Here is an 18,965-nt window from a genome sequence, read left to right on the forward strand (position 1 = left end):
GAGCCATGAATTTTTTTCGTAAATCGCTAACTACATTTGGAGTTGGCTCAGCGAAGGTGGATACGAGATTAGAGAAATCTACCTATATGCAAGGAGAAATTGTAAAAGGGAAAGTATACGTTTTTGGTGGTCAAGCAGAACAATTTGTAGATGAAATATACTTATTTTTAAACGTACAGTATGAACTAGAAGGGAACTTATCGGAGTATATGGTTGAAAAAGTATTAATTACAGAACCATTTACGATAGGCCCGAATGAAGAAAGGCAATTTACATTTGATTTTCAATTGCCTTATGATTGTCCTGTTTCTACTTCTGGCGCACCTATTTATCTTCGTACTGGTCTGGATATCAAACTTGCTCGTGATCCCCAAGATGTAGATGGTATTGAAGTACTTCCTCATCCCTTTATCGATATTATTTTAGAAGCTATCGAAAGCAATAATTTTCGTTTATCCAAAGTCACTTTTGATTTTGAACATCATTTTTCCCGTCATCCTTTTGTACAGATGTATCACTGTGTACCAACAAATGGAGCTGAGTTTAACTTAGATAGTGCTGCTTTTGTCTTTTTTGCACACCAAAACGAAGTAGAAGTAATCATGCATTTGGATAAAAAAGGAGATGATCTCTTTAGTTCGATGGAGGAAGCTTTTCAATTAGATGAGAGATTAGGGCGCTTTATTGTTCAATTAGAAGATATTCATCAAGGGAAAAATTTCCTTGCAGATCGTATTAAAAAAGAGATTTTAAAAAATATATAGTTAAAAAGAAGATATACCAAACAAAGGACACCTATAGTGGGTGTCCTTTTAAAATGAAATTTTGATTAATCCCTGACTGATATTGCTTCAAAAGTTATTTTGCTAATAAACCACCATCAATGATTAGTTCTGTACCTGTGACAAATTTAGATTCGTCCGATGCTAAATAAAGTACACCATAGGCAACATCTATAGGGTTTCCTAAGTAAGGAAGAAGTGTTTTTGATTCAAATTCTTATCTTCCTTCTTCTGTATCTAAAATAGGCTGAGTTAAAGGTGTGACCATCATACCTGGATGAACTGAATTTACACGAATTTTATCAGTTGCATAGCTAACTGCTGCATTTTTTGAGAGTGCTCGAATTGCACCTTTCGATGTATTATATACTGCGAATCCATCTCCCGTTATACCAGTTACAGAAGAGATATTAACAATCGAACCTCCACCTCTTTTCTGCATTTCAGGGATTGCATATTTCATACCAAGGAATGTTCCAGTGGCATTACTATCCATCACTTTGTTCCAAATATCAAGTGATGTTTCTGTCAGGGAAAGAAACAAAGAAATACCTGCATTGTTAATGAGGACATCAAGCCGATCATATGTGTCGATTGCTATTTGAATGGCAGTTTTCCAATCCTCTTCCAAACGCACGTCTTGCTTCAGCCCAATTGCATTATGACCATTATCGTTTATACCTTTTACCATTCTATTGGATTTTCAAATACTAACTTTTACAAATTGTAAATATATTTATATTTTATTAAAATGAAAACTATTTGTACAGAAATGCTACTTCTACTTGTAAAACTTTAATTTTCTTAAATTTTAAGTTTACAAGAATGAAATGCGTATTCACTTCTTAAATTGATTTGTAATTTTTGGAAATATAATTACAAATGCAATCTATTAGACGAATCTTGTGCCTACTCCTTAACTGAAGTAGGTTTTTTTAGGTAAACATTAGAATTTTAAATTATGTTATTTCGCATTGACAATGAGAATCGATATCAATGATAATAAAAAAGACAAAATTCAAGATGTTGATAGGGAGAGAAAGACGAATGTATGTTATTGGTAAAAGATTGTTAGTATTGGGATTGGTATTTACCGTAGCAATAGGTTGTACACCAAAAGAAGATATTTCTGAGAAAAAACCAACGACTCAAACCCAAACAAAGCCAGACCCTGCTTTGCAACAAGTCGTAAATGAATATAGAAAATTTGTTATCGAACAGATGGATCAATTAGTTCAACAGACCGAATTGTTCTCTCAAGCTATAAAAACAGGCGATCTGGAGAAAGCAAAACAGTTATATGCACCAACAAGGATGTATTATGAGCGTATTGAGCCAATTGCAGAGTCACTTGGTGACCTTGATCCCAAAATTGACGCTAGAGAAAATGATGTACCAGCAGCGAATTGGTCCGGTTTTCATAAATTAGAAAAAGCTCTGTGGCAAGAAAAGAATGTGAAAGGACAAGAGCTAGTAGCAGATCAGCTGTTAAAAGACGTGCAGTTTTTACGAGCTAAAGTAGAAACGGTCGAAATAGACCCTAATCTTTTGATTACTGGTTCTGTAGAGTTATTAAATGAAGTTTCCGCTAGTAAAGTTACAGGGGAAGAAGAGAGATACTCTCATACGGATTTATATGACTTTGTTGCTAATGTAGAAGGTTCAAAGGAAATTTTCGTCCACTTAAAACCTCTTTTAGAGAAGAAAGATGCGAAATTAGCTACTGATATTGATGCGAAATTTACAGCACTCCAAAATGAATTGACGAAGTACAAAAAAGGTGACGGCTATGTATTATATGGAGAGTTGAGAAAAGATCAAGTTAAAACATTATCTCAATTACTAGATGCACTTGCTGAACCACTATCTCGAATAGGCACGGTTGTGGGGGGAGTTTAATGAAACAAGAAAAAGAGAATTTCTTCTCGGAGCCAATTAGTAGAAGAGATGTTTTAAAGCTAACAGGTGTGGGTGGGCTTGGATTGATGCTTGGGACAAGCGGCACCTGGCTAGCAAGCAAAACATTACTGGCAAAACCTCAAGATCGAGCAAATATCGTTCCATTTCACGGAGAACACCAAGCTGGAATCATCACTCCAGCTCAAGATTTTGTTTGTTTTGCTGCTTTGGATATTGTTACTAGTAAATTATCAGACATAAAGGAATTATTTCGTGTATGGACGGATGCAGCAGCAAGGATGAGCACAGGTCAAACTGCTGGAGATGAATCGGGGGAAGCTCTTCTTCCTCCAACGGATACAGGTGAAGTAGTGGGTTTGTCTGCCTCTAGACTCACCATTACGTTTGGTGCAGGTTCTACTTTATTTCAAAAAGAAGGGATAGACCGTTTTGGAATTGCTTCTAAGCGTCCATCTAAGCTGATAGATCTCCCATTATTTTCTGGAGATAATTTACAATCAGAGTGGTGTGGGGGTGACTTGTGTATTCAGGCATGTGCAGATGATCCTCAAGTTGCATTTCATGCAGTCCGTAACTTGATTCGTATTGGTAGAGGGTTTGTAACAGTAAAGTGGATGCAATCCGGTTTCCAACGTACAAGTCAATCTGATCCCAAAAAAGGTACTCCGCGTAACTTGCTGGGATTTAAAGATGGAACAGCAAATCCAAATGTTCATGATGTTCAGAAGATGAATCAAGTCGTGTGGTCACAAACATCCGATCAAACACCTTGGATGGTAAAGGGTAGTTATATGGTTGTAAGAAGAGTTCAATTTCGCGTAGAAGCTTGGGATCGAACAAATCTCCAAGAAGAAGAAAGTATATTTGGACGCCATCGACAGAGTGGAGCACCTCTAGGGATGAAGGGTGAATTTGATAAGCTTGATTTAGAGAAGAAAAATCCAGATGGAACCTATGTTATTCCAGAAGATTCCCATGTGCGTCTAGCACGTGGCAATGGAAAAGCAGAAATTTTACGGCGTTCCTATTCCTATACAAATGGTTTGTTAGATAAAACAGGGCAGATAGATGCTGGTCTTCTCTTTATCTGTTTTCAACGAGATCCGAAGCGCCAATTTGTTCCTATGCAAACCCGTTTGGCAAATTCAGATCGTCTAAATGAATATATTGTACATGTAGGGAGTGCTGTTTTTGCTTGTTTCCCAGGAGCAAAAAAAGGAGGATATATAGGAGGAACATTATTCTAATGATAGGAAATAAAATTGGAAAACTTCTGTTGGTATGGATATGCATGTTATGTGTGAGTATTTTTCTATCTCCTATGGCGATGTATGCTGCTTCTACAGATCAGTTATTGATATTAATGGGAGATGCACTAGCTAAAGCAGGAACAAAGAATTGGGCAGTGGTTCAATCGGATTTAAATAGTTATAAGCAAGAATGGGATGCACAAAAAAATCAAGCAAGTGAAGAGATTCGAGTAGAAATAGATCAAGCATGGTTGGAAGCTAACCATGCTATGGAAACCGCAAGTACCAATCCAAATAAAGCGTTTCAGTCCATTTCTCGACTAGCTAAAGCAACAGATAAGTATATTACCAGTGCACAGCAAACAATAAAAAAGTCGGGAAAAGAAGAAGCAAAAGTTTTACTTTCAAGCATGCAAAAATGTTTGGATTATGCAAGTAAAAATCAGATGGCGAGAGCGAAAATATGTAATCAGCAATTTATGAATGAGTGGGCAAAGAATGAGATGCTTATCCGTAATGATTCATCAACAATTTACGGACAAGCAGAAACAAAGATGAGTTTGGTGCGTGTTTATGTACAAGCTGAACCAGTCAATCAAGCAAAGTTGATTCAATCCATGCAAGAATTAATCCGTATACTACAAGAATATATAAACGGCTCTGTACAAACGGTGTCTACAAGCAAGGATACGTTACCTAGTGTGATTCAACATTTGAAAAAGGCAAATCAATATATTTCATCTGGACAACCTACACAAGCAGCAGATCAGTTGCAATTATTTATTCAAAAATGGCCGAATGTGGAAGGCGTAGTTCAAGTGAAATCACCTGAATTGTATACACAAATTGAGAATCAGATGGCACAAGCATCTAGTTATCTACTTTCTAATCCCCCTCAAACAGAGAAAGCAGACCAACTTATACAGATGATGATTGCATCATTGCAGAATATTCCGGGAAGCAGTAATTATACAGCTTGGGATGCTGGAATTGTGCTCCTGCGAGAAGGGTTAGAGGCAGTGTGTGTACTAGCCGCTTTGTTGGCATTCTTAAAGCATTCTAATAATCAAGAAAAGCGGAAATGGGTTTGGAGTGGAGCAATAACAGGGGTATTGCTCAGCATTGGTATTGCTTATGGACTTCATGTATTTTTGACTACTATTTCTGCTGGAAGCACCCGTGAATTAATAGAAGGGATAACAGGAATTGTTGCCGTAATTATGATGATTACGGTAGGAGCATGGCTACATGCTCAATCCAATCTAAAAAACTGGAACAAATATGTAGGACAGAAAATGGGGTCTGCATTAGCTACAGGAAGTTTATGGTCGCTATTTGCAGTGAGTTCATTGTCAGTGTTACGAGAAGGTGCGGAAACACTCATTTTTTATATGGGAATGGCTCCATCGATTGAAACCGATCAATTTATTTTAGGGATAGTGGTTTCAGCAGTTATTTTGATAATCATTGGTTTTGTTGTAGTAGTCATGGGAACCAAATTACCACTTCGACCCTTTTTTATAATAGCAGCCGCCTTTATCTATTATTTAACAATCAAGTTTATGGGACAGAGTATTCATTCGTTGCAAGTAGCTGATAAAATTTCATCCCATCTGGTAGAGTGGATACCTACTATTAATTGGCTTGGAATATATCCAACTTGGGAATCTATATTAGGACAGCTGTTTGTTGTACTTATTACCATAGTATTGGTCATAGTGAATAAAATAAAAAACAATACAAGTAATTTAATGGTTAGTAGTGAAACAAAATAAAGAAAAGACACCAAGTCATTCAGCTTGGTGTTTTTTTAAGAATTGGATATACTAATTTGTCGATTTTTTGGAAAGATAATTGCAGAATTGTGAAATGTACTTTACAATAGTAAGTGATCTAATGTTCGTCTCTTTCGTAGGCGGACGTTTTTATGTGGAGGAAATAAGGATGAATGCTATAGAAGCAGAAAAGCTAACAAAAGAATTTCAGATTTACCAAAGCAGAAAAGGTTTAACAGGTGCATTCCGCGATTTGTTCAATCGTAACTATCGGTCGATACGTGCCGTTAACGAAGTAAATATCAGCATTCCCAAAGGAGAAATGGTCGGATACATAGGTGAAAATGGTGCTGGAAAATCAACTACCATTAAAATGTTGACGGGTATTTTGCAGCCTTCTTCTGGTGAGCTAAAAGTGAATGGTTTTGACCCTCATAATCAAAGGGAAGAATTTGTTAAAACGATAGGTGTTGTATTTGGACAGAGAAGTCAGTTATGGTGGGATATCGCGGTTCAAGAGTCGTTTACTCTCTTACAAAAAGTGTATCGAGTAGATAATAAAAAATTGCTAGATCGGATGATTGATGTTCTTAATATTGGAGAACTGCTCGATCAACCAGTACGTAAACTAAGTCTTGGTCAGCGGATGCGCTGTGAACTTGTGGCGTCACTCATACATCAACCATCCTTGTTATTTTTGGATGAGCCGACAATTGGTTTAGATGTACTGGTTAAGGAAAATATCCGTCAGTTTTTGAGGGAAATGAACCAAGAATTTGGTACTACCATTTTGTTGACGACTCATGATCTGACTGATATTGAGGCTTTATGCAGTCGAGTGATCATGTTAGATAAAGGAAATATTATTTACGATGGTGGGTTGACCCAATTAAAACAAGAGTGGGGAGAAGGGAAGAAAATTCATCTGGAGCTTGATCAAGAAGTTTCCTTGGAGCATTTGGGTAAAGTGACCGAGACTCTGCCTGTTTCATGGACGAAAAATGAGGCAAACGCGAAATTATTTACAGCACAACTTCAAGGTAACTCTATTACAGCTTCAGAAGTACTGTCCCTGTTGGTCACATCAGGAGTACCGATTCACGAAATGCAGATTCAAGAAGTGTCCACAGAGGAAATCGTGCGGAAGATTTATCAGGAGGGTTAATACATTGTTAGCTATGTATAGAGAGGTAATCCGCATACGATTCCTAATGATGTTGGCTTACCGTGTTAATTATTATAGTGGAATTATTATTTACAGTATCAATATTGGTGCATATGTCTTTTTGTGGCAAGCCGTCTATAGTGGCAAGCCTAGTTTAGAAGGTTTTAGTGTTATCCAGATGTCTACTTACATTGCAATATCATGGATGGCTCGTGCTTTTTATTATAATAATTTAGATCGAGAGATAGCCGAAGAAATACGGGATGGGTCGGTTGCTATTCAAATTATACGGCCATACAATTATTTGATGGTAAAGGTTTTCCAAGGTTTTGGAGAGGGATTGTTTCGTTTATTGCTTTTTAGCATTCCAGGAATGGTCATCGTTTCCTTTATTTATCCCATTCAGCTCACAACAGATCCAAGTGTATGGATTCAGTTTTTTATTAGTTTGTTATTTGGATTTATCGTGAATGTAGAAGTGAATTTAATTGTTGGTTTGTTTGCATTTTTCCTGCTTAATAACCAAGGTATTTTATGGGCAAAAAGGTTTTTGGTTGATCTTTTGTCAGGATTAATTATTCCCATTTCCTTTTTTCCAGAGGTATTTCAAAAAATATTCGCCTTTTTACCATTTCAAGCAATCAGTTATATTCCAAGTGTAACGTTGGTGAAAGGTTTGGACATTTCTAAATGGTTACCTGCTATGGGTATTCAATTTGCTTGGTCCATTATATTGGCCCTCCTTTGTTGGGGAATCTGGGTAAAAGCTCGTAAAACGTTAATCGTGCAAGGTGGTTGAGATGGCACAACTTCAAATTTTTACTCAATACTTAAAACAATACTTAAAAGCTAGATTGGCATACCGGCTTGATCTAGTAGTCAAATTTATAACGGATTTAATCTCCCAATCGTTTAATCTGATATTTATCCTTGTTGTTTTTGGACATACACAAACATTAGGAGGATGGAATCAATCTGAGGTAGTTTTCATTTATGGGTATTTTCTTTTGCCATGGGCTATATTTGGTACATTTTTTAATTTATGGAGCTTTAATGATAAATACATCATCAAAGGTGAACTGGACAGAGTGCTGACAAGACCTGTTCATAGTTTGCTCCAAGTTATAATGGAGTCCATGACTCCAGAATCGTTACTTGGTGTAGTGACTGGTCTTATTGTAATGGGATATGGTGCATCCGGGTTAGATTTGCAATGGACATGGTATGATCCCATTCTACTCATTCTATTTACGATAGGTGGAGTATTGGTTTATGCTGGTATATTCATTGCTTTAACCAGCATTAGTCTATATACCGATTCGAAGACAGATATTCAACCCATTGTATTTAATGTAAGTAACTACGGCCGTTATCCAGTTAATATCTTCAATCGTATTGTTCAATTCGTTTTGACTTGGATGTTACCTTTTGCATTTGTAGGTTTTTATCCAGCTAGTTTTTTGCTGGATCGTGGTGATTGGCGGATCTATGCTTATCTTACCCCGGTCGTGGGAATCGTTTATTTCGCGATTGCTGTATTACTTTGGAATCGAGGAATTCGTCATTATCGTGGAGCAGGTAACTAACCTGCTCTATTTTTATTGATGAAAATTTGTTCCTGCCTACGTTAATAGAAACTAATCTTCTGTGGGCTCATTAGAATGGTTATCATGCGGAGTATTTTCTTTGCCTAAATCGATAGATATGCCTTCTTCTTGTATGATTTTCTCAGCCAACTCTGTCATGTTTTCTCCATCACCATTTAGGCTTAATCCTAGATTGAGCATTCCACTTAATGTCTGAATATTTAATTCTTGAATCTTATATTCCAATTTTTCTACTCTTATTGGCTTTAATTCTTCTATTTGCTTACGCAAAGCTGCTTGTTCGGATTGCATCTTTTTTATCTCTTGATTTAAATATTCAAAGTAGTGCCAGTAAGGGTCATGCATGAAATCATCTCCCTTCGTAATATGGTATTACTTTTAATATATGGAGTGACCATCTCATCTCATGACGCATAAAATAGGCTAACGACGGATAGAGGGGGAAGGGGAAAAATGACAAAACCTGATTTTTCTCAGGTTCACGAACTGGCTAGAGTATTTCTTGGAGAAGATTTTTTTCATGAGATGAGTCAGATTAGTAATGCTCCCTCCTCAGAACCACCTGTTGATGTGTATCACTCTCGTAATGAAGTTATTGTTGTCATGAACTTACCAGGAATGGAAAATGTCCATACATTAGATTTTCAAGTGGAGGATACAAACTTAACAGTAAAGGGAAGTTTTGAGTCCCCGTATCAAGCGTATGAATCTTCCTTAACGGAGCGAAAACGTGGTGTGTTTGAAAGAACGATTCCACTTCGAGACAAAGTGTACAAAAAATATGAATCAGCTCGTTATAAGAAAGGTGTTTTGGAAATTCGTTACCGGAAACAACCTTGATGATTGGAGGAGGAGACGGTGGGAACGATAAACAATATTTTCAATCTGCGTATTAACAGCGTGTCTAGCACCGCCTCCGTCAACTTTGGTAATACCATCAACGTTGGATCGGAGAGCAATACCAAATCAGTCGGAGGATCTTCTCCAGTTGGTGATTTTTCTCGAAATGCAGACTTTGAAAGGAATATCAATATTGATCCTGATTTAGTAGATCAAACAAGGTCTGGGCTTATTTGATGATCAACATAAAATTGGGATGTATCAAAATAAACTTGGTTGCTGGAGCTTCATCTGTAAATATTGGTACAGCGGTCAATATGCAAAATTATTCTTATCAAGAAAGACATTTTTATGAAACTACTAGACCACGGCCCTTTCTGCCTCCAGGGAGTGCACCTATTGAAAGACCAGAAACAGAAAGACCCGGAAGGCCAGGAGTACCTATTGAAAGACCAGAAACAGAAAGACCCGGAAGGCCAGGAGCACCTATTGAAAGACCAGGAAGGCGATAAAATGTCTGCTAAATCAATTGGAGCATAGCAAACTTTTTGGATGGTTTAAAAATGGGTTTTCTTCTCGTGGTTAAGACGTAATCCATGATAAGCATCTCCATTGTTATAATTATCAACACAACAAATCGTATAAATTAGAGATACCATGGCACCCCATCAAAATAGGAAGAGACCCATTTCTCTAAGGGTCTCTTCCTATTGAATTTAATAACAGTTTGGAAACATCCCAGTTGATATACCGATTCGATTCCAAGCGTTGATGGTATTGATCGCTAAGATAAGCGTGATAAATTCTTCTTCATTAAATTGTTTTCTTACTCGAATGTACACTTCTTCTGGTAGTCCACCTTGGGAGATTTTGGTTACCTCTTCAGTAAGTTCTAAGACAGCTTTTTCTTTCTCTGTAAACAAGGAAGATTCTCTCCAAATAGGGATGTGAATAAGACGAGCAACCTCTTGTCCGCTTGCGAGAAAGTCTTTGGAATGTCTATCAATGCAGAAGGAACAACCGTTTATTTGGGAGGCCCTTATTTTAATTATTTCATATATCGTCCTATCGATACCCAATTGTAGTATAGTTTTTTCCTGTTGTAACATTGCTTCATAGACTTTTGGATTTGCTTCGCGGTGATTCAATCGCACGTTCATTCTTATCCCTCCTGAGGATATATAAGATATCAGAGATATTATATATCTATAATAGAATCGTTTTAGTATTTCGTCAATGGAGGTGAGGTTATTTATTTCATGGTTTGTTGCAAAGCGGATATGCTAACCGATATAGCCACAGGTCAATCCAAAATGATAAAATAGTATGATATGTGTGTTTGGAGGTGTTTGATATGTTAAATGAGGGTGATATAGCTCCAGACTTTACGTTACTTTCTAGTAAAGAGGAGGAAGTAACACTTTCTGATTTTCGTGGAAAAAACGTAGTTCTCTATTTCTATCCAAAGGACAGCACACCTGGATGTACAACAGAGGCATGTGATTTTCGGGATGCTCATGCTAAGTTTACAGATGTTCATACTGTCATTCTTGGAATAAGTAGGGATACCGTGTCATCTCATCAAAAATTTGTAGACAAGTATGATCTCCCATTTTTGCTGTTAAGTGATACGAATGAGACTGTTTGCAATCAATATGATGTTCTAAAAGAGAAGACATTGTTTGGTAAAACCGGTATTGGAATTGAAAGAACTACTTTTATCATTGATACAAATGGCAAAATAGTGAAGATTTATCGTAAAGTGAAAGTGAAAAATCATGTCGAGGAAGCACTTTCTTATATCAAAGATAATCTTATTTAGAAAGAGAAGAGAGGACGAGAATGGATGGGGAGCCATACTGAACCCATTATGACGGAATATTATAATTTTTATGCTCGCAGTTCCAACGATATGGATCAAGATATCACTTATTTCGTAGAACTTGCAAAGCAAACTGGTGGCCCTGTGATTGAGCTTGGATGTGGGACAGGTCGGATAAGTATTGCTATTGCTCAAGAAGGTATTGAAGTTTTTGGTGTGGAGTTTAGTGCAGAAAAACTAAAAATCGCAAAACAAAAAGCGAATGATCTCAAGTTATCTCATCGAATCAAGTGGGTAGAAGCCAGTATCACCAATTTTCAAATTCCGGGGAAAACCTGCCCTCTTATTATTATGCCTGACCGTTCTTTTTTACAATTGATCAATGTTCGCGACCAATTGAGTACGTTGAAATCCATTCGCCGACATTTAGATGAAGGTGGACTGTTTTCTTTTCATGCTTTTGTACCACATATGCGAAAGCTGATGGATATGGAAGGGAAGCATACGTATCGAGGGACTTATCAAAGCGGAACAGATGAGATAGAAGTGTATGATTTTACCGAATTGGACACTTTCAATCAAATTGCTAATATTACGAGGTACATGGAAAAGTTTAATTCACGAGGTATTTCCGTTGAGCGTACAAAATCAAAAATTCGTCTTCGATACATTTTTCCAGCTGAATTGAGTCACTTGTTGGCTGTATGTGGTTTTAAGGTTCAAAATCGATATGGTTCTTTTTATCGAGCCCCATTCGATTCCAATAGTGAAGAGTTGATTGTGGAAGCTGTCAAGATTGCAAGGAGGTAACGTGATGCGAGTTTCAGCAAAAAAAATTTTAGAAACCTTAGCAGATATGTATCCAGACGCGCATTGCGAGTTAGAATTCGATACCCCTTTTCAATTATTGATTGCAACCATACTTTCTGCTCAGTCTACGGATGTGCAGGTAAATAAAGTAACCAAAGGATTGTTTGAACAACATCCTACAGCAGAAGCGATGTTACGTATGTCAGAGGACCAGTTAGCAAATGAGATTAGAGGACTTGGGTTATTTCGTAATAAGAGTAAAAATATTTATCAGACCTGTCGGATATTGGTTGAAGCATATAACGGACAAGTCCCTATGGAACGTGATGCACTTGAAGCATTACCCGGTGTAGGAAGAAAAACAGCAAGTGTCGTTTTGAGCAATGCGTTTGGTGTACCTGCTCTTGCTGTAGATACACATGTCCAGAGAGTTTCTAACAGGTTGGCCTTAGTAAAAAGTGATACACCAATAGAAACGGAAAAGCAATTGATTAAAAAAGTACCAAAGAAAAAATGGTTGGATACCCATCATCAGCTTATTTGGCATGGTCGAAGATTATGTATGGCTCGAAAGCCAAAGTGTTCGTTGTGTGATCTATTACCTTATTGCAAATATGGGCAAGCTAACATTGACAAGATTATAAGTAAGTAGTTATTCTTAAGTTAGAATCATTTTTATAAATCGAGGTGAGACCAAATGGCGAATGGCCGCTTGATGGAGGCAGTGGAAACTTTAAAAATTCAGGGAGTTCGCATGACCCCTCAAAGGCATGCCATTTTGAATTATTTATTGTCCAGTATTCAACATCCTACAGCAGATGAAATATATAAATCTTTGTCTGATAACTTTCCAAATATGAGTGTTGCAACTGTGTACAATAATTTAAGGTTGTTTCGAGAAGCCGGGTTGATTCGAGAGTTGACCTATGGTGATGCTTCAAGTCGATTTGATGCAAACATGAATGATCACTATCATGTCATCTGTCATCATTGCGGACACATCACAGATTTTGATTATCCAGTTTTATCCCAAGTAGAAAAATCTGCAAGTGAAATGACTGGATATCAAGTGAACACGCATCGGCTTGAGATCTATGGAACTTGCCCCATGTGTCAAAAAGAACTGCACCAACAAAAAAAAGAGCACTTGTCTTAAGACAGTGGCTCTTCTTTTTTTGTTTCGGGCGCATCTTTAGGATCAACAGAGAGAATAGCCTTGCAGTGCATGCATTGATCTCTACGACCTAGAACTTTTGTATGCTTTCCACACTCTGGACAGGTGACGCGAAGAGATTGGGTGGATAAAATACCAACCCAAAAATAAATTCCCACACTGCCTAGTACAAAAACCATCCCAAACGCAATGAACAACGCCATCCAACTAGGGATTAAAAATCCAATATACATCACGCCTACCCCTAAAAAGATCAAAAGCAGGGCAAAGGTTCGTATTTTATTTAATTTGCCTGAAAGTAACATAAAGAGCCCTCCCAAGCAATCATTGTATCACAGGTCAAAATATATCAGTAAGATAAGGTGTATTTTTCTATTCTGTTGTATACTGAGAATAGTTCTCAGCGAAGGGTCCTATGGTGAAAAAGGGAAAACACAGGAAAAAGCCCCCATATGATGGAGTGCTGAATAAGACGAAGTGGTCATTCTTGACCAGTCTGTCAGCCGTTTTGGGCGACTTCATCAATTTGATGTTTCTCGCACATTTGGGAACGGCAGCCATCACAGGTGTAGCAGCAACTGCCATTATTAACTTTTTCTTTGTCAGTGTTGACAAGAATGGTTTGAAGGCAGTGACTGGTCGATTGGTAGGTCAATCCACTAGTGAGGAACTGGCCAATCTTCCATCTTACCTCCAACAAGTGAAAGAGGAAGCGAAAGAGAATCGAGGGATGGTACTAGTACAACATATTACCTATAATTCCCTCTTCTCAAGCTTGTTGTTGGGTTTGCTGGTTGGAGTTTTGGCAATTGCATTTCCTAGAGAAATTTTGGAACTTGGTGGAGCCGAACGCGCTGTTGCAGTGTATGCGGCACCCTATTTTCAAATTATCATGGGATGCGTTGTCTTTACTGCCATTGCCAACAGCTTGACGAGTACACTCAATGGCCTCAAAGAGACAAAGAGTGTAACAATTGCAGCAACTAGCGTGTTCTTTGTACAGATCACACTTGGATACCTAGCCGTAAACGTACTGGACTTCGGGCTTAAGGGTGTGGCATGTGCGAATGTAGCCGCTATTGTTATGCAAGTCGTTATCCTAGCTCGTATGCTTCACAAAAAGGGATTTTCCAATCGTCTAGTTAAACTACGTCCAGATTGTCATTTCCAATGGGGAACATGCAAAGAAGCTTGGCCTTTGATTTTTGAAAGGCTGAGTTTCCAAGCGTGCGTTGCTGTCTTTTGGCATGTTCTTCAAAGCCATGGAACAGAAGTGATGGCTTCGTATCGAATTGCGAACCAGATTACTTTGATTCCATTGGCTTTCTTTATCGGGTTGTACCCTGTGATCACTCCCTACGTATCCCAGTACTATGGGAACAAAGAATATCGGTCCATCCGATCTTTCACCACAACGATCCTTCTTGTGGGTACCCTTTGTTGTGGTATCGTACTAATGGGAACCTACTTCATCGGTCCATGGGTGACAACACAGCTCTTTACAGATGACAAGAGCCTACTAGAAATGACAAAGATGTGGCTCTTGTTTCTCGTGTTTACGCATGTGTCCAATACAGCACTTCAAATCGTTACATACTCCCTGAAGGCTGTAGGATCAAAAAACATCATTTTGATCAGCAGTTTGGCGAGTAATGGAGCTTGGGGTGTTTCGCTCTATTTGTGGGGATCAACTGGAAATTTGATGTTGATTTCCTCGCTTCAAGTAGTGGCTACCATCGTGAAGATGGCCATCCTCTGTTGGTATTTCTACAGTAGGAGATGGGAGCCAAGAGATGTCTTTTAATCACATTCGCTAACTAAATAAAAAAAGAAAATTAGTGCCCCATCTTCTGCTGGTAGATGGGGCACAGGCTTTATTTAAGAGTAATGCCAACTTAGTATTGGTAGACTTCGTAAAGATGGAGAAGCTTTTTTTGCAAAAAGTTTCTTTTTTTTTATAGACAAAATGAACGAATAGGTGTAATATCGTACATATAATAAATGAACGAAAAGCTTTGAAATCGTTCAATCAAATGAAGTGATAGGAAGTAGTATGAACCAAATTTACGGAGGTGTCTAGGATGTCTGTGATTGAAATGAAAAAATTGAGTAAGTTCTATGGTAAACATCAGGCTCTTAAAGAAGTAAGTATGCAGGTGGAAAAAGGGGAAGTCTATGGATTTATCGGACCAAATGGAGCAGGGAAATCTACAACGATACGAATTTTACTCGGATTGCTTCGGAAAAGCTCTGGTGAAGTAAAGTTGTTTGAGGCAGACCCTTGGGTTGATGCAGTGAATTTACATCAACGATTGGCATATGTACCAGGAGATGTGAATTTATGGCCAAACTTAACCGGTGGGGAAGTAATTGATCTACTAGGTAAGTTGAGAGGAAATTATGATCTCGATCGTCGGAAAGCACTGATCGATCGTTTTCAACTCGATCCAACAAAAAAATGTCGTTCTTATTCCAAAGGGAATAGACAAAAAGTCGCTCTCATTTCAGCTTTTGCTTCAGATGCCGATTTGTTTATTTTAGATGAACCCACATCTGGTCTTGATCCACTAATGGAATCTATTTTTCAGGAGTGTGTAGCGGAAGTAAAGAAAAATGGGAAAACAGTATTACTTTCCAGCCATATTCTTGAAGAAGTAGAGAAGCTTTGCGATCGAGTTAGTATTATCAAGGATGGGAAAATTATCGAATCTGGCTCCTTTGCTGAAATGCGCCATCTTACCCGGACACATATTTCCATTGAAACATTTCAACCAATATCAGGTCTTGATCAACTTGATGGGGTATATGAAATCAAACAAGAAGGTAGTCAAACCAAATTTATCGCAGATACAGATAAATTAGATGCAATTTTACGCCATGTCACTTCATTTGGAGTACGTAATTTGCAAAGTGCACCTCCTACATTAGAAGAACTCTTTATGCGTCATTATGAAAGAGGGGTAAAATAATGAAACGGGAATATTTAGCTGGGACAGGTTTGCTATTAAAACTGATAATGCGCCGGGAGAGATTTGCTGCACCTGCATGGATGATTATCATTTTTGTCATTGTAGTTGGGATGGCGAATACGTATAAAAAGTTATTTTCTACACCTGCCTTGCAACAATCTTTTGCTAAAGAAATTAGTAGTAACAATACATTTTTGGCTTTTGCTGGACAGGTTTACGATCCAAGTTTGGGTGGTTTGGTATTTTGGAGGGTGGGTGAATTTGCTCTTACTCTACTAGCATTGATGGCAGTATTTATGGTGATTCGTCATACTCGAACAGACGAGGAAACAGGAAGAAGTGAATGGTTAGGATCAGGTTCGATTGGTAGGTATGCTCCAGTTACTGCAACGCTTGTCTTCGTATGTGGTGTAAGTGTTCTTACAGGTTTGTTAAACATCGGCGGTCTTATCATGATGGGTCTAGAACCTATTGGTTCCATTGCTTTTGGTCTATCCATGGCGGCGATTGGTTGTTTTTACGCTTCAGTAGGTGCATTAAGTGCACAGTTATTTACAAACGCTCGCTCTGCAATTTCGATAGCCAGTGTAGTTTTGGGAATTTCATATTTTTTGAGATTCGTTGGTGATGGCAGTCGTCAAGATTGGATTTTGTGGCTTACTCCCCAAGGATGGGGACATCAAATTCGCCCTTATGGCGATGAACAATGGAGTGTTCTTCTTCTCTTCGCAGCAGCAACGATAGTTGTTGCGGGATCAGCCTACTATCTTCTTTTACGTCGAGACATAGGATCTGGTATACTAGCTACCCGATCAGGTCCAGCTCATGGACATCAATTAACAAGTCCTTTTGCACTCGCTTGGCGCCTTCAACGAGGAATGTTTTATATTTGGTTAGCCTGTTTTGGAGTTATGGGAATAGCATTGGGTAGTCTTGCTCTTGGGCTTTCCAATTCTGGTGTAAGCCCACAGATTATGGAGTTTTTCAAACGATTTAGTTTAGGTCAATCCAATATTATTAATGCTTATTTTTGGGCAATATTGATAACATTAGGGCTTGTCGCAGCTCTCTACACGGTTTTGGCTACACTGCGGGTACATGCAGAGGAAGCAGCTGGTCGTGCTGAAACAGTGCTATCGACAAGAGTAAGTCGGACGCAATTGATTATGAGTCATTTTTTGATAGCCCAATTAGGAGCAGCTATATTATTAACAATAGGCGGTATATCCATCGGACTTACTTATGGAATACAAACAGGCAATATCAATCACGAGTTTACTCGCATCTTGATTGGGGCATTAATTCAAATACCTGCTGCTTGGGTGTTAGGGGCAATAACTTTACTATTCTTCGGGTTTCTCCCAAAAATAACAGTTGCTATTTCTTGGGGCATTTGGTTACTAGTCAATGTTTTTGGAGAAGTTTTGGGTCCAATCATGGGTTTAAATTACTGGTTAGCGAATATGATTTCCCCTTTTCACTATCTTCCTAATACGATAGCAGGTGCAGAGCTTTCTATACTGCCTTTGCTAGGATTACTTGGTGTGACGGTAATAATGACTTTAATCGGATTATTAGCTTTTCGTCGTAGAGCAATTGGTGCGTAATCGTCACTTTTATGGTTATTTCAGTATACGACACATGTATAAAATACAGGAGATTAGAATGAAAACGAGAAAACTGTAATTATTTAAGAATTAGGAGGATTGTTTACTTTGGGGGAGGGTGTTCAGAGAAAAACGAAAAAACGCGAAAACATCTTACAAGCAGCTGAGCGATTGTTTTTACAAAAAGGAATACGCTCTGTATCGATTGAAGAGATTGCCAAGGGAGCAAAAGCTAGCAAAACTACTTTATACAAATACTTTGCTGACAAACAAGAAATATTAGAAGCTTTTTTACAAGATATCTCACAATCTGTCTTGGAGAGGTTGGAGGGAATTTATGAAAAAGGTACAAAAAATGGACTAACAAGAGAAGACTTTTTAGATATATTTGATGTAGAACAGTATAGCTACTTCTTTCAGTCCAGTTTTACTACTGAATTAGTTAGTGAATTTCCCAGCAGTGTGGAGAAGTTATATGGGTGGATGCAGGGGCGCTTAATTCCACTTTTTCATGAATTAGTAGATATGGCAAAAGAACAAGGAATCGTTCGAAAAGAAGTGGATACAGAAATATTAATAACGTACTCGCTACTAATGAGAAGAAATTTTACGGAAACCCCTCAGATTCCATCTCATATGAGCATGAAAGAATTTACACAAAAGTTTTATGATCTTTATCTTCATGGTGTAGTAGAAAGAGATTAGGTAAAGTCTAGTTTGTAGAGAGAAAAGCGATTGTCTGAAGACAGGGCTTTTCTTTTCGTTTTTCAACCAGTAACAGAGATCTTTTAAAATCAAAGATTTTTCTCTTTTATAGGCAGATATATCACGAGAGAACAAATAAAAAAAGCAATGGCAAGTAAAAATATAAAGGTAAAGAATAAGTAATGATAGTTATGGATAAACTATTTTTAAAAAAAGTGTTGACTTTAGATAATCACCCATGCTATATTATTACTTGTCGCCGCGACAATGCGGATGACGCAAGAAAAACAGAAGTTGTTCCTTGAAAACTGAAGAGTGAGATCACAAACCTGTTAATTTTTTTAACAAGCTAGCAATAGCAAATGAGCAAGACAAGCTTTCTAACATGGAGAGTTTGATCCTGGCTCAGGACGAACGCTGGCGGCGTGCCTAATACATGCAAGTCGAGCGAGGAACTTCGGTTCCTAGCGGCGAACGGGTGAGTAACACGTGGGCAACCTGCCCTCAAGCCTGGGATAACTCCGGGAAACCGGGGCTAA

At 38.1% G+C, this 18,965-nt stretch carries 21 protein-coding genes, 1 rRNA gene and 1 pseudogene; 19 read left to right on the plus strand and 4 right to left on the minus strand.

Annotation, left to right across the window (positions count from 1 at the left end; genetic code table 11):
* Positions 1–5 precede the first annotated feature (5 nt).
* Positions 6–764 carry a sporulation protein gene (locus A3GQ_RS0118950; RefSeq protein ID WP_028778407.1) on the plus strand — a complete coding sequence of 253 codons (759 nt, stop codon included), beginning with the start codon at positions 6–8 and terminating at the stop codon, positions 762–764.
* 94 nt (positions 765–858) lie between these two features.
* Here A3GQ_RS0118950 and A3GQ_RS24990 read toward each other — a convergent pair.
* Positions 859–1,473, minus strand: a pseudogene (locus A3GQ_RS24990) (SDR family NAD(P)-dependent oxidoreductase).
* A 356-nt stretch (positions 1,474–1,829) separates the two neighbouring features.
* Between A3GQ_RS24990 and efeO the strand changes: the two are divergent.
* The 6 genes from efeO (at position 1,830) to A3GQ_RS0118985 (ending at position 8,478) form a co-directional block, all read left to right on the plus strand.
* A complete protein-coding gene (gene efeO, locus A3GQ_RS0118960; protein WP_211227748.1) occupies positions 1,830–2,681 on the plus strand; it encodes an iron uptake system protein EfeO in 852 nt (283 codons plus the stop codon).
* Positions 2,681–3,949: an iron uptake transporter deferrochelatase/peroxidase subunit gene (efeB, locus tag A3GQ_RS0118965; protein ID WP_028778409.1), complete on the plus strand. Its 1,269-nt coding sequence runs from the start codon at positions 2,681–2,683 to the stop codon at positions 3,947–3,949. The genes efeO and efeB overlap by 1 nt, the downstream gene beginning before the upstream one ends.
* The gene (locus A3GQ_RS24995) at positions 3,949–5,727 is read left to right on the plus strand and encodes an FTR1 family iron permease (protein ID WP_051272101.1); all 1,779 of its coding nucleotides are present in this window, start codon (positions 3,949–3,951) and stop codon (positions 5,725–5,727) included. The genes efeB and A3GQ_RS24995 overlap by 1 nt, the downstream gene beginning before the upstream one ends.
* Before the next feature lie 169 nt (positions 5,728–5,896).
* On the plus strand, positions 5,897–6,892 hold the full coding sequence (locus A3GQ_RS0118975) for an ABC transporter ATP-binding protein (protein ID WP_028778410.1): 996 nt from the start codon (positions 5,897–5,899) through the stop codon (positions 6,890–6,892).
* A gap of 13 nt (positions 6,893–6,905) precedes the next feature.
* A complete protein-coding gene (locus A3GQ_RS0118980; RefSeq protein WP_037465549.1) occupies positions 6,906–7,691 on the plus strand; it encodes an ABC transporter permease in 786 nt (261 codons plus the stop codon).
* Position 7,692: 1 nt separating this feature from the next.
* On the plus strand, positions 7,693–8,478 hold the full coding sequence (locus A3GQ_RS0118985; RefSeq protein WP_028778412.1) for an ABC transporter permease: 786 nt from the start codon (positions 7,693–7,695) through the stop codon (positions 8,476–8,478).
* Between the two features lie 51 nt (positions 8,479–8,529).
* Here the strand turns inward: A3GQ_RS0118985 and gerPC are convergent, their stop codons facing one another.
* The gene (gerPC, locus tag A3GQ_RS0118990; RefSeq protein ID WP_028778413.1) at positions 8,530–8,844 is read right to left on the minus strand and encodes a spore germination protein GerPC; all 315 of its coding nucleotides are present in this window, start codon (positions 8,842–8,844) and stop codon (positions 8,530–8,532) included.
* 108 nt (positions 8,845–8,952) lie between these two features.
* Here gerPC and A3GQ_RS0118995 point away from each other — a divergent pair, with 108 nt between their 5' ends.
* Genes A3GQ_RS0118995 through A3GQ_RS27345 form a run of 3 tightly spaced genes read left to right on the plus strand, consistent with a single transcriptional unit; the run spans position 8,953 to position 9,851 of the window.
* Entirely contained in the window at positions 8,953–9,339 is a 387-nt protein-coding gene (locus A3GQ_RS0118995; RefSeq protein WP_028778414.1) for an Hsp20/alpha crystallin family protein, read from the plus strand.
* A gap of 18 nt (positions 9,340–9,357) precedes the next feature.
* Complete coding sequence (locus A3GQ_RS0119000; RefSeq protein ID WP_028778415.1) at positions 9,358–9,576, plus strand: spore germination protein; 219 nt, start codon at positions 9,358–9,360, stop codon at positions 9,574–9,576.
* Positions 9,576–9,851: a hypothetical protein gene (locus A3GQ_RS27345; protein ID WP_156877815.1), complete on the plus strand. Its 276-nt coding sequence runs from the start codon at positions 9,576–9,578 to the stop codon at positions 9,849–9,851. The genes A3GQ_RS0119000 and A3GQ_RS27345 overlap by 1 nt, the downstream gene beginning before the upstream one ends.
* A 204-nt stretch (positions 9,852–10,055) precedes the next feature.
* Here the strand turns inward: A3GQ_RS27345 and A3GQ_RS0119010 are convergent, their stop codons facing one another.
* Positions 10,056–10,499 carry a carboxymuconolactone decarboxylase family protein gene (locus tag A3GQ_RS0119010; protein ID WP_028778417.1) on the minus strand — a complete coding sequence of 148 codons (444 nt, stop codon included), beginning with the start codon at positions 10,497–10,499 and terminating at the stop codon, positions 10,056–10,058.
* A 194-nt stretch (positions 10,500–10,693) separates the two neighbouring features.
* On the opposite strand from A3GQ_RS0119010, the gene bcp reads away from it, so the two are divergent.
* Genes bcp through perR form a run of 4 tightly spaced genes read left to right on the plus strand, consistent with a single transcriptional unit; the run spans position 10,694 to position 13,127 of the window.
* Positions 10,694–11,161 carry a thioredoxin-dependent thiol peroxidase gene (gene bcp / locus A3GQ_RS0119015; protein ID WP_028778418.1) on the plus strand — a complete coding sequence of 156 codons (468 nt, stop codon included), beginning with the start codon at positions 10,694–10,696 and terminating at the stop codon, positions 11,159–11,161.
* 24 nt (positions 11,162–11,185) lie between these two features.
* Entirely contained in the window at positions 11,186–11,971 is a 786-nt protein-coding gene (locus A3GQ_RS0119020) for a class I SAM-dependent methyltransferase (protein WP_051272104.1), read from the plus strand.
* Positions 11,972–11,975: 4 nt separating this feature from the next.
* Complete coding sequence (nth, locus tag A3GQ_RS0119025; RefSeq protein ID WP_028778420.1) at positions 11,976–12,623, plus strand: endonuclease III; 648 nt, start codon at positions 11,976–11,978, stop codon at positions 12,621–12,623.
* A gap of 45 nt (positions 12,624–12,668) precedes the next feature.
* A complete protein-coding gene (perR, locus tag A3GQ_RS0119030) occupies positions 12,669–13,127 on the plus strand; it encodes a peroxide-responsive transcriptional repressor PerR (protein WP_028778421.1) in 459 nt (152 codons plus the stop codon).
* Here the strand turns inward: perR and A3GQ_RS25000 are convergent.
* A complete protein-coding gene (locus A3GQ_RS25000; protein WP_051272107.1) occupies positions 13,124–13,450 on the minus strand; it encodes a DUF2614 family zinc ribbon-containing protein in 327 nt (108 codons plus the stop codon). The two genes, perR and A3GQ_RS25000, sit on opposite strands and share 4 nt — an antisense overlap.
* 182 nt (positions 13,451–13,632) lie before the next feature.
* On the opposite strand from A3GQ_RS25000, the gene A3GQ_RS0119040 reads away from it, so the two are divergent.
* From A3GQ_RS0119040 to A3GQ_RS0119060, 5 genes are all read left to right on the plus strand, one after another.
* Entirely contained in the window at positions 13,633–14,949 is a 1,317-nt protein-coding gene (locus A3GQ_RS0119040; RefSeq protein ID WP_028778422.1) for an MATE family efflux transporter, read from the plus strand.
* Positions 14,950–15,226: 277 nt separating this feature from the next.
* Entirely contained in the window at positions 15,227–16,114 is an 888-nt protein-coding gene (locus A3GQ_RS0119045) for an ABC transporter ATP-binding protein (protein ID WP_028778423.1), read from the plus strand.
* On the plus strand, positions 16,114–17,721 hold the full coding sequence (locus A3GQ_RS0119050; protein ID WP_037465526.1) for an ABC transporter permease: 1,608 nt from the start codon (positions 16,114–16,116) through the stop codon (positions 17,719–17,721). The genes A3GQ_RS0119045 and A3GQ_RS0119050 overlap by 1 nt, the downstream gene beginning before the upstream one ends.
* A 108-nt stretch (positions 17,722–17,829) precedes the next feature.
* Positions 17,830–18,426, plus strand: a complete 597-nt coding sequence (locus tag A3GQ_RS0119055; RefSeq protein ID WP_028778425.1) for a TetR/AcrR family transcriptional regulator — start codon at positions 17,830–17,832, stop codon at positions 18,424–18,426.
* A gap of 382 nt (positions 18,427–18,808) precedes the next feature.
* A 16S ribosomal RNA gene (locus A3GQ_RS0119060) occupies positions 18,809–18,965 on the plus strand; the annotation flags it as partial.

Origin of the sequence: Shimazuella kribbensis DSM 45090 (assembly GCF_000428065.1) — a bacterium.
Taxonomy (GTDB): Bacteria; Bacillota; Bacilli; order Thermoactinomycetales; family Thermoactinomycetaceae; genus Shimazuella; species Shimazuella kribbensis.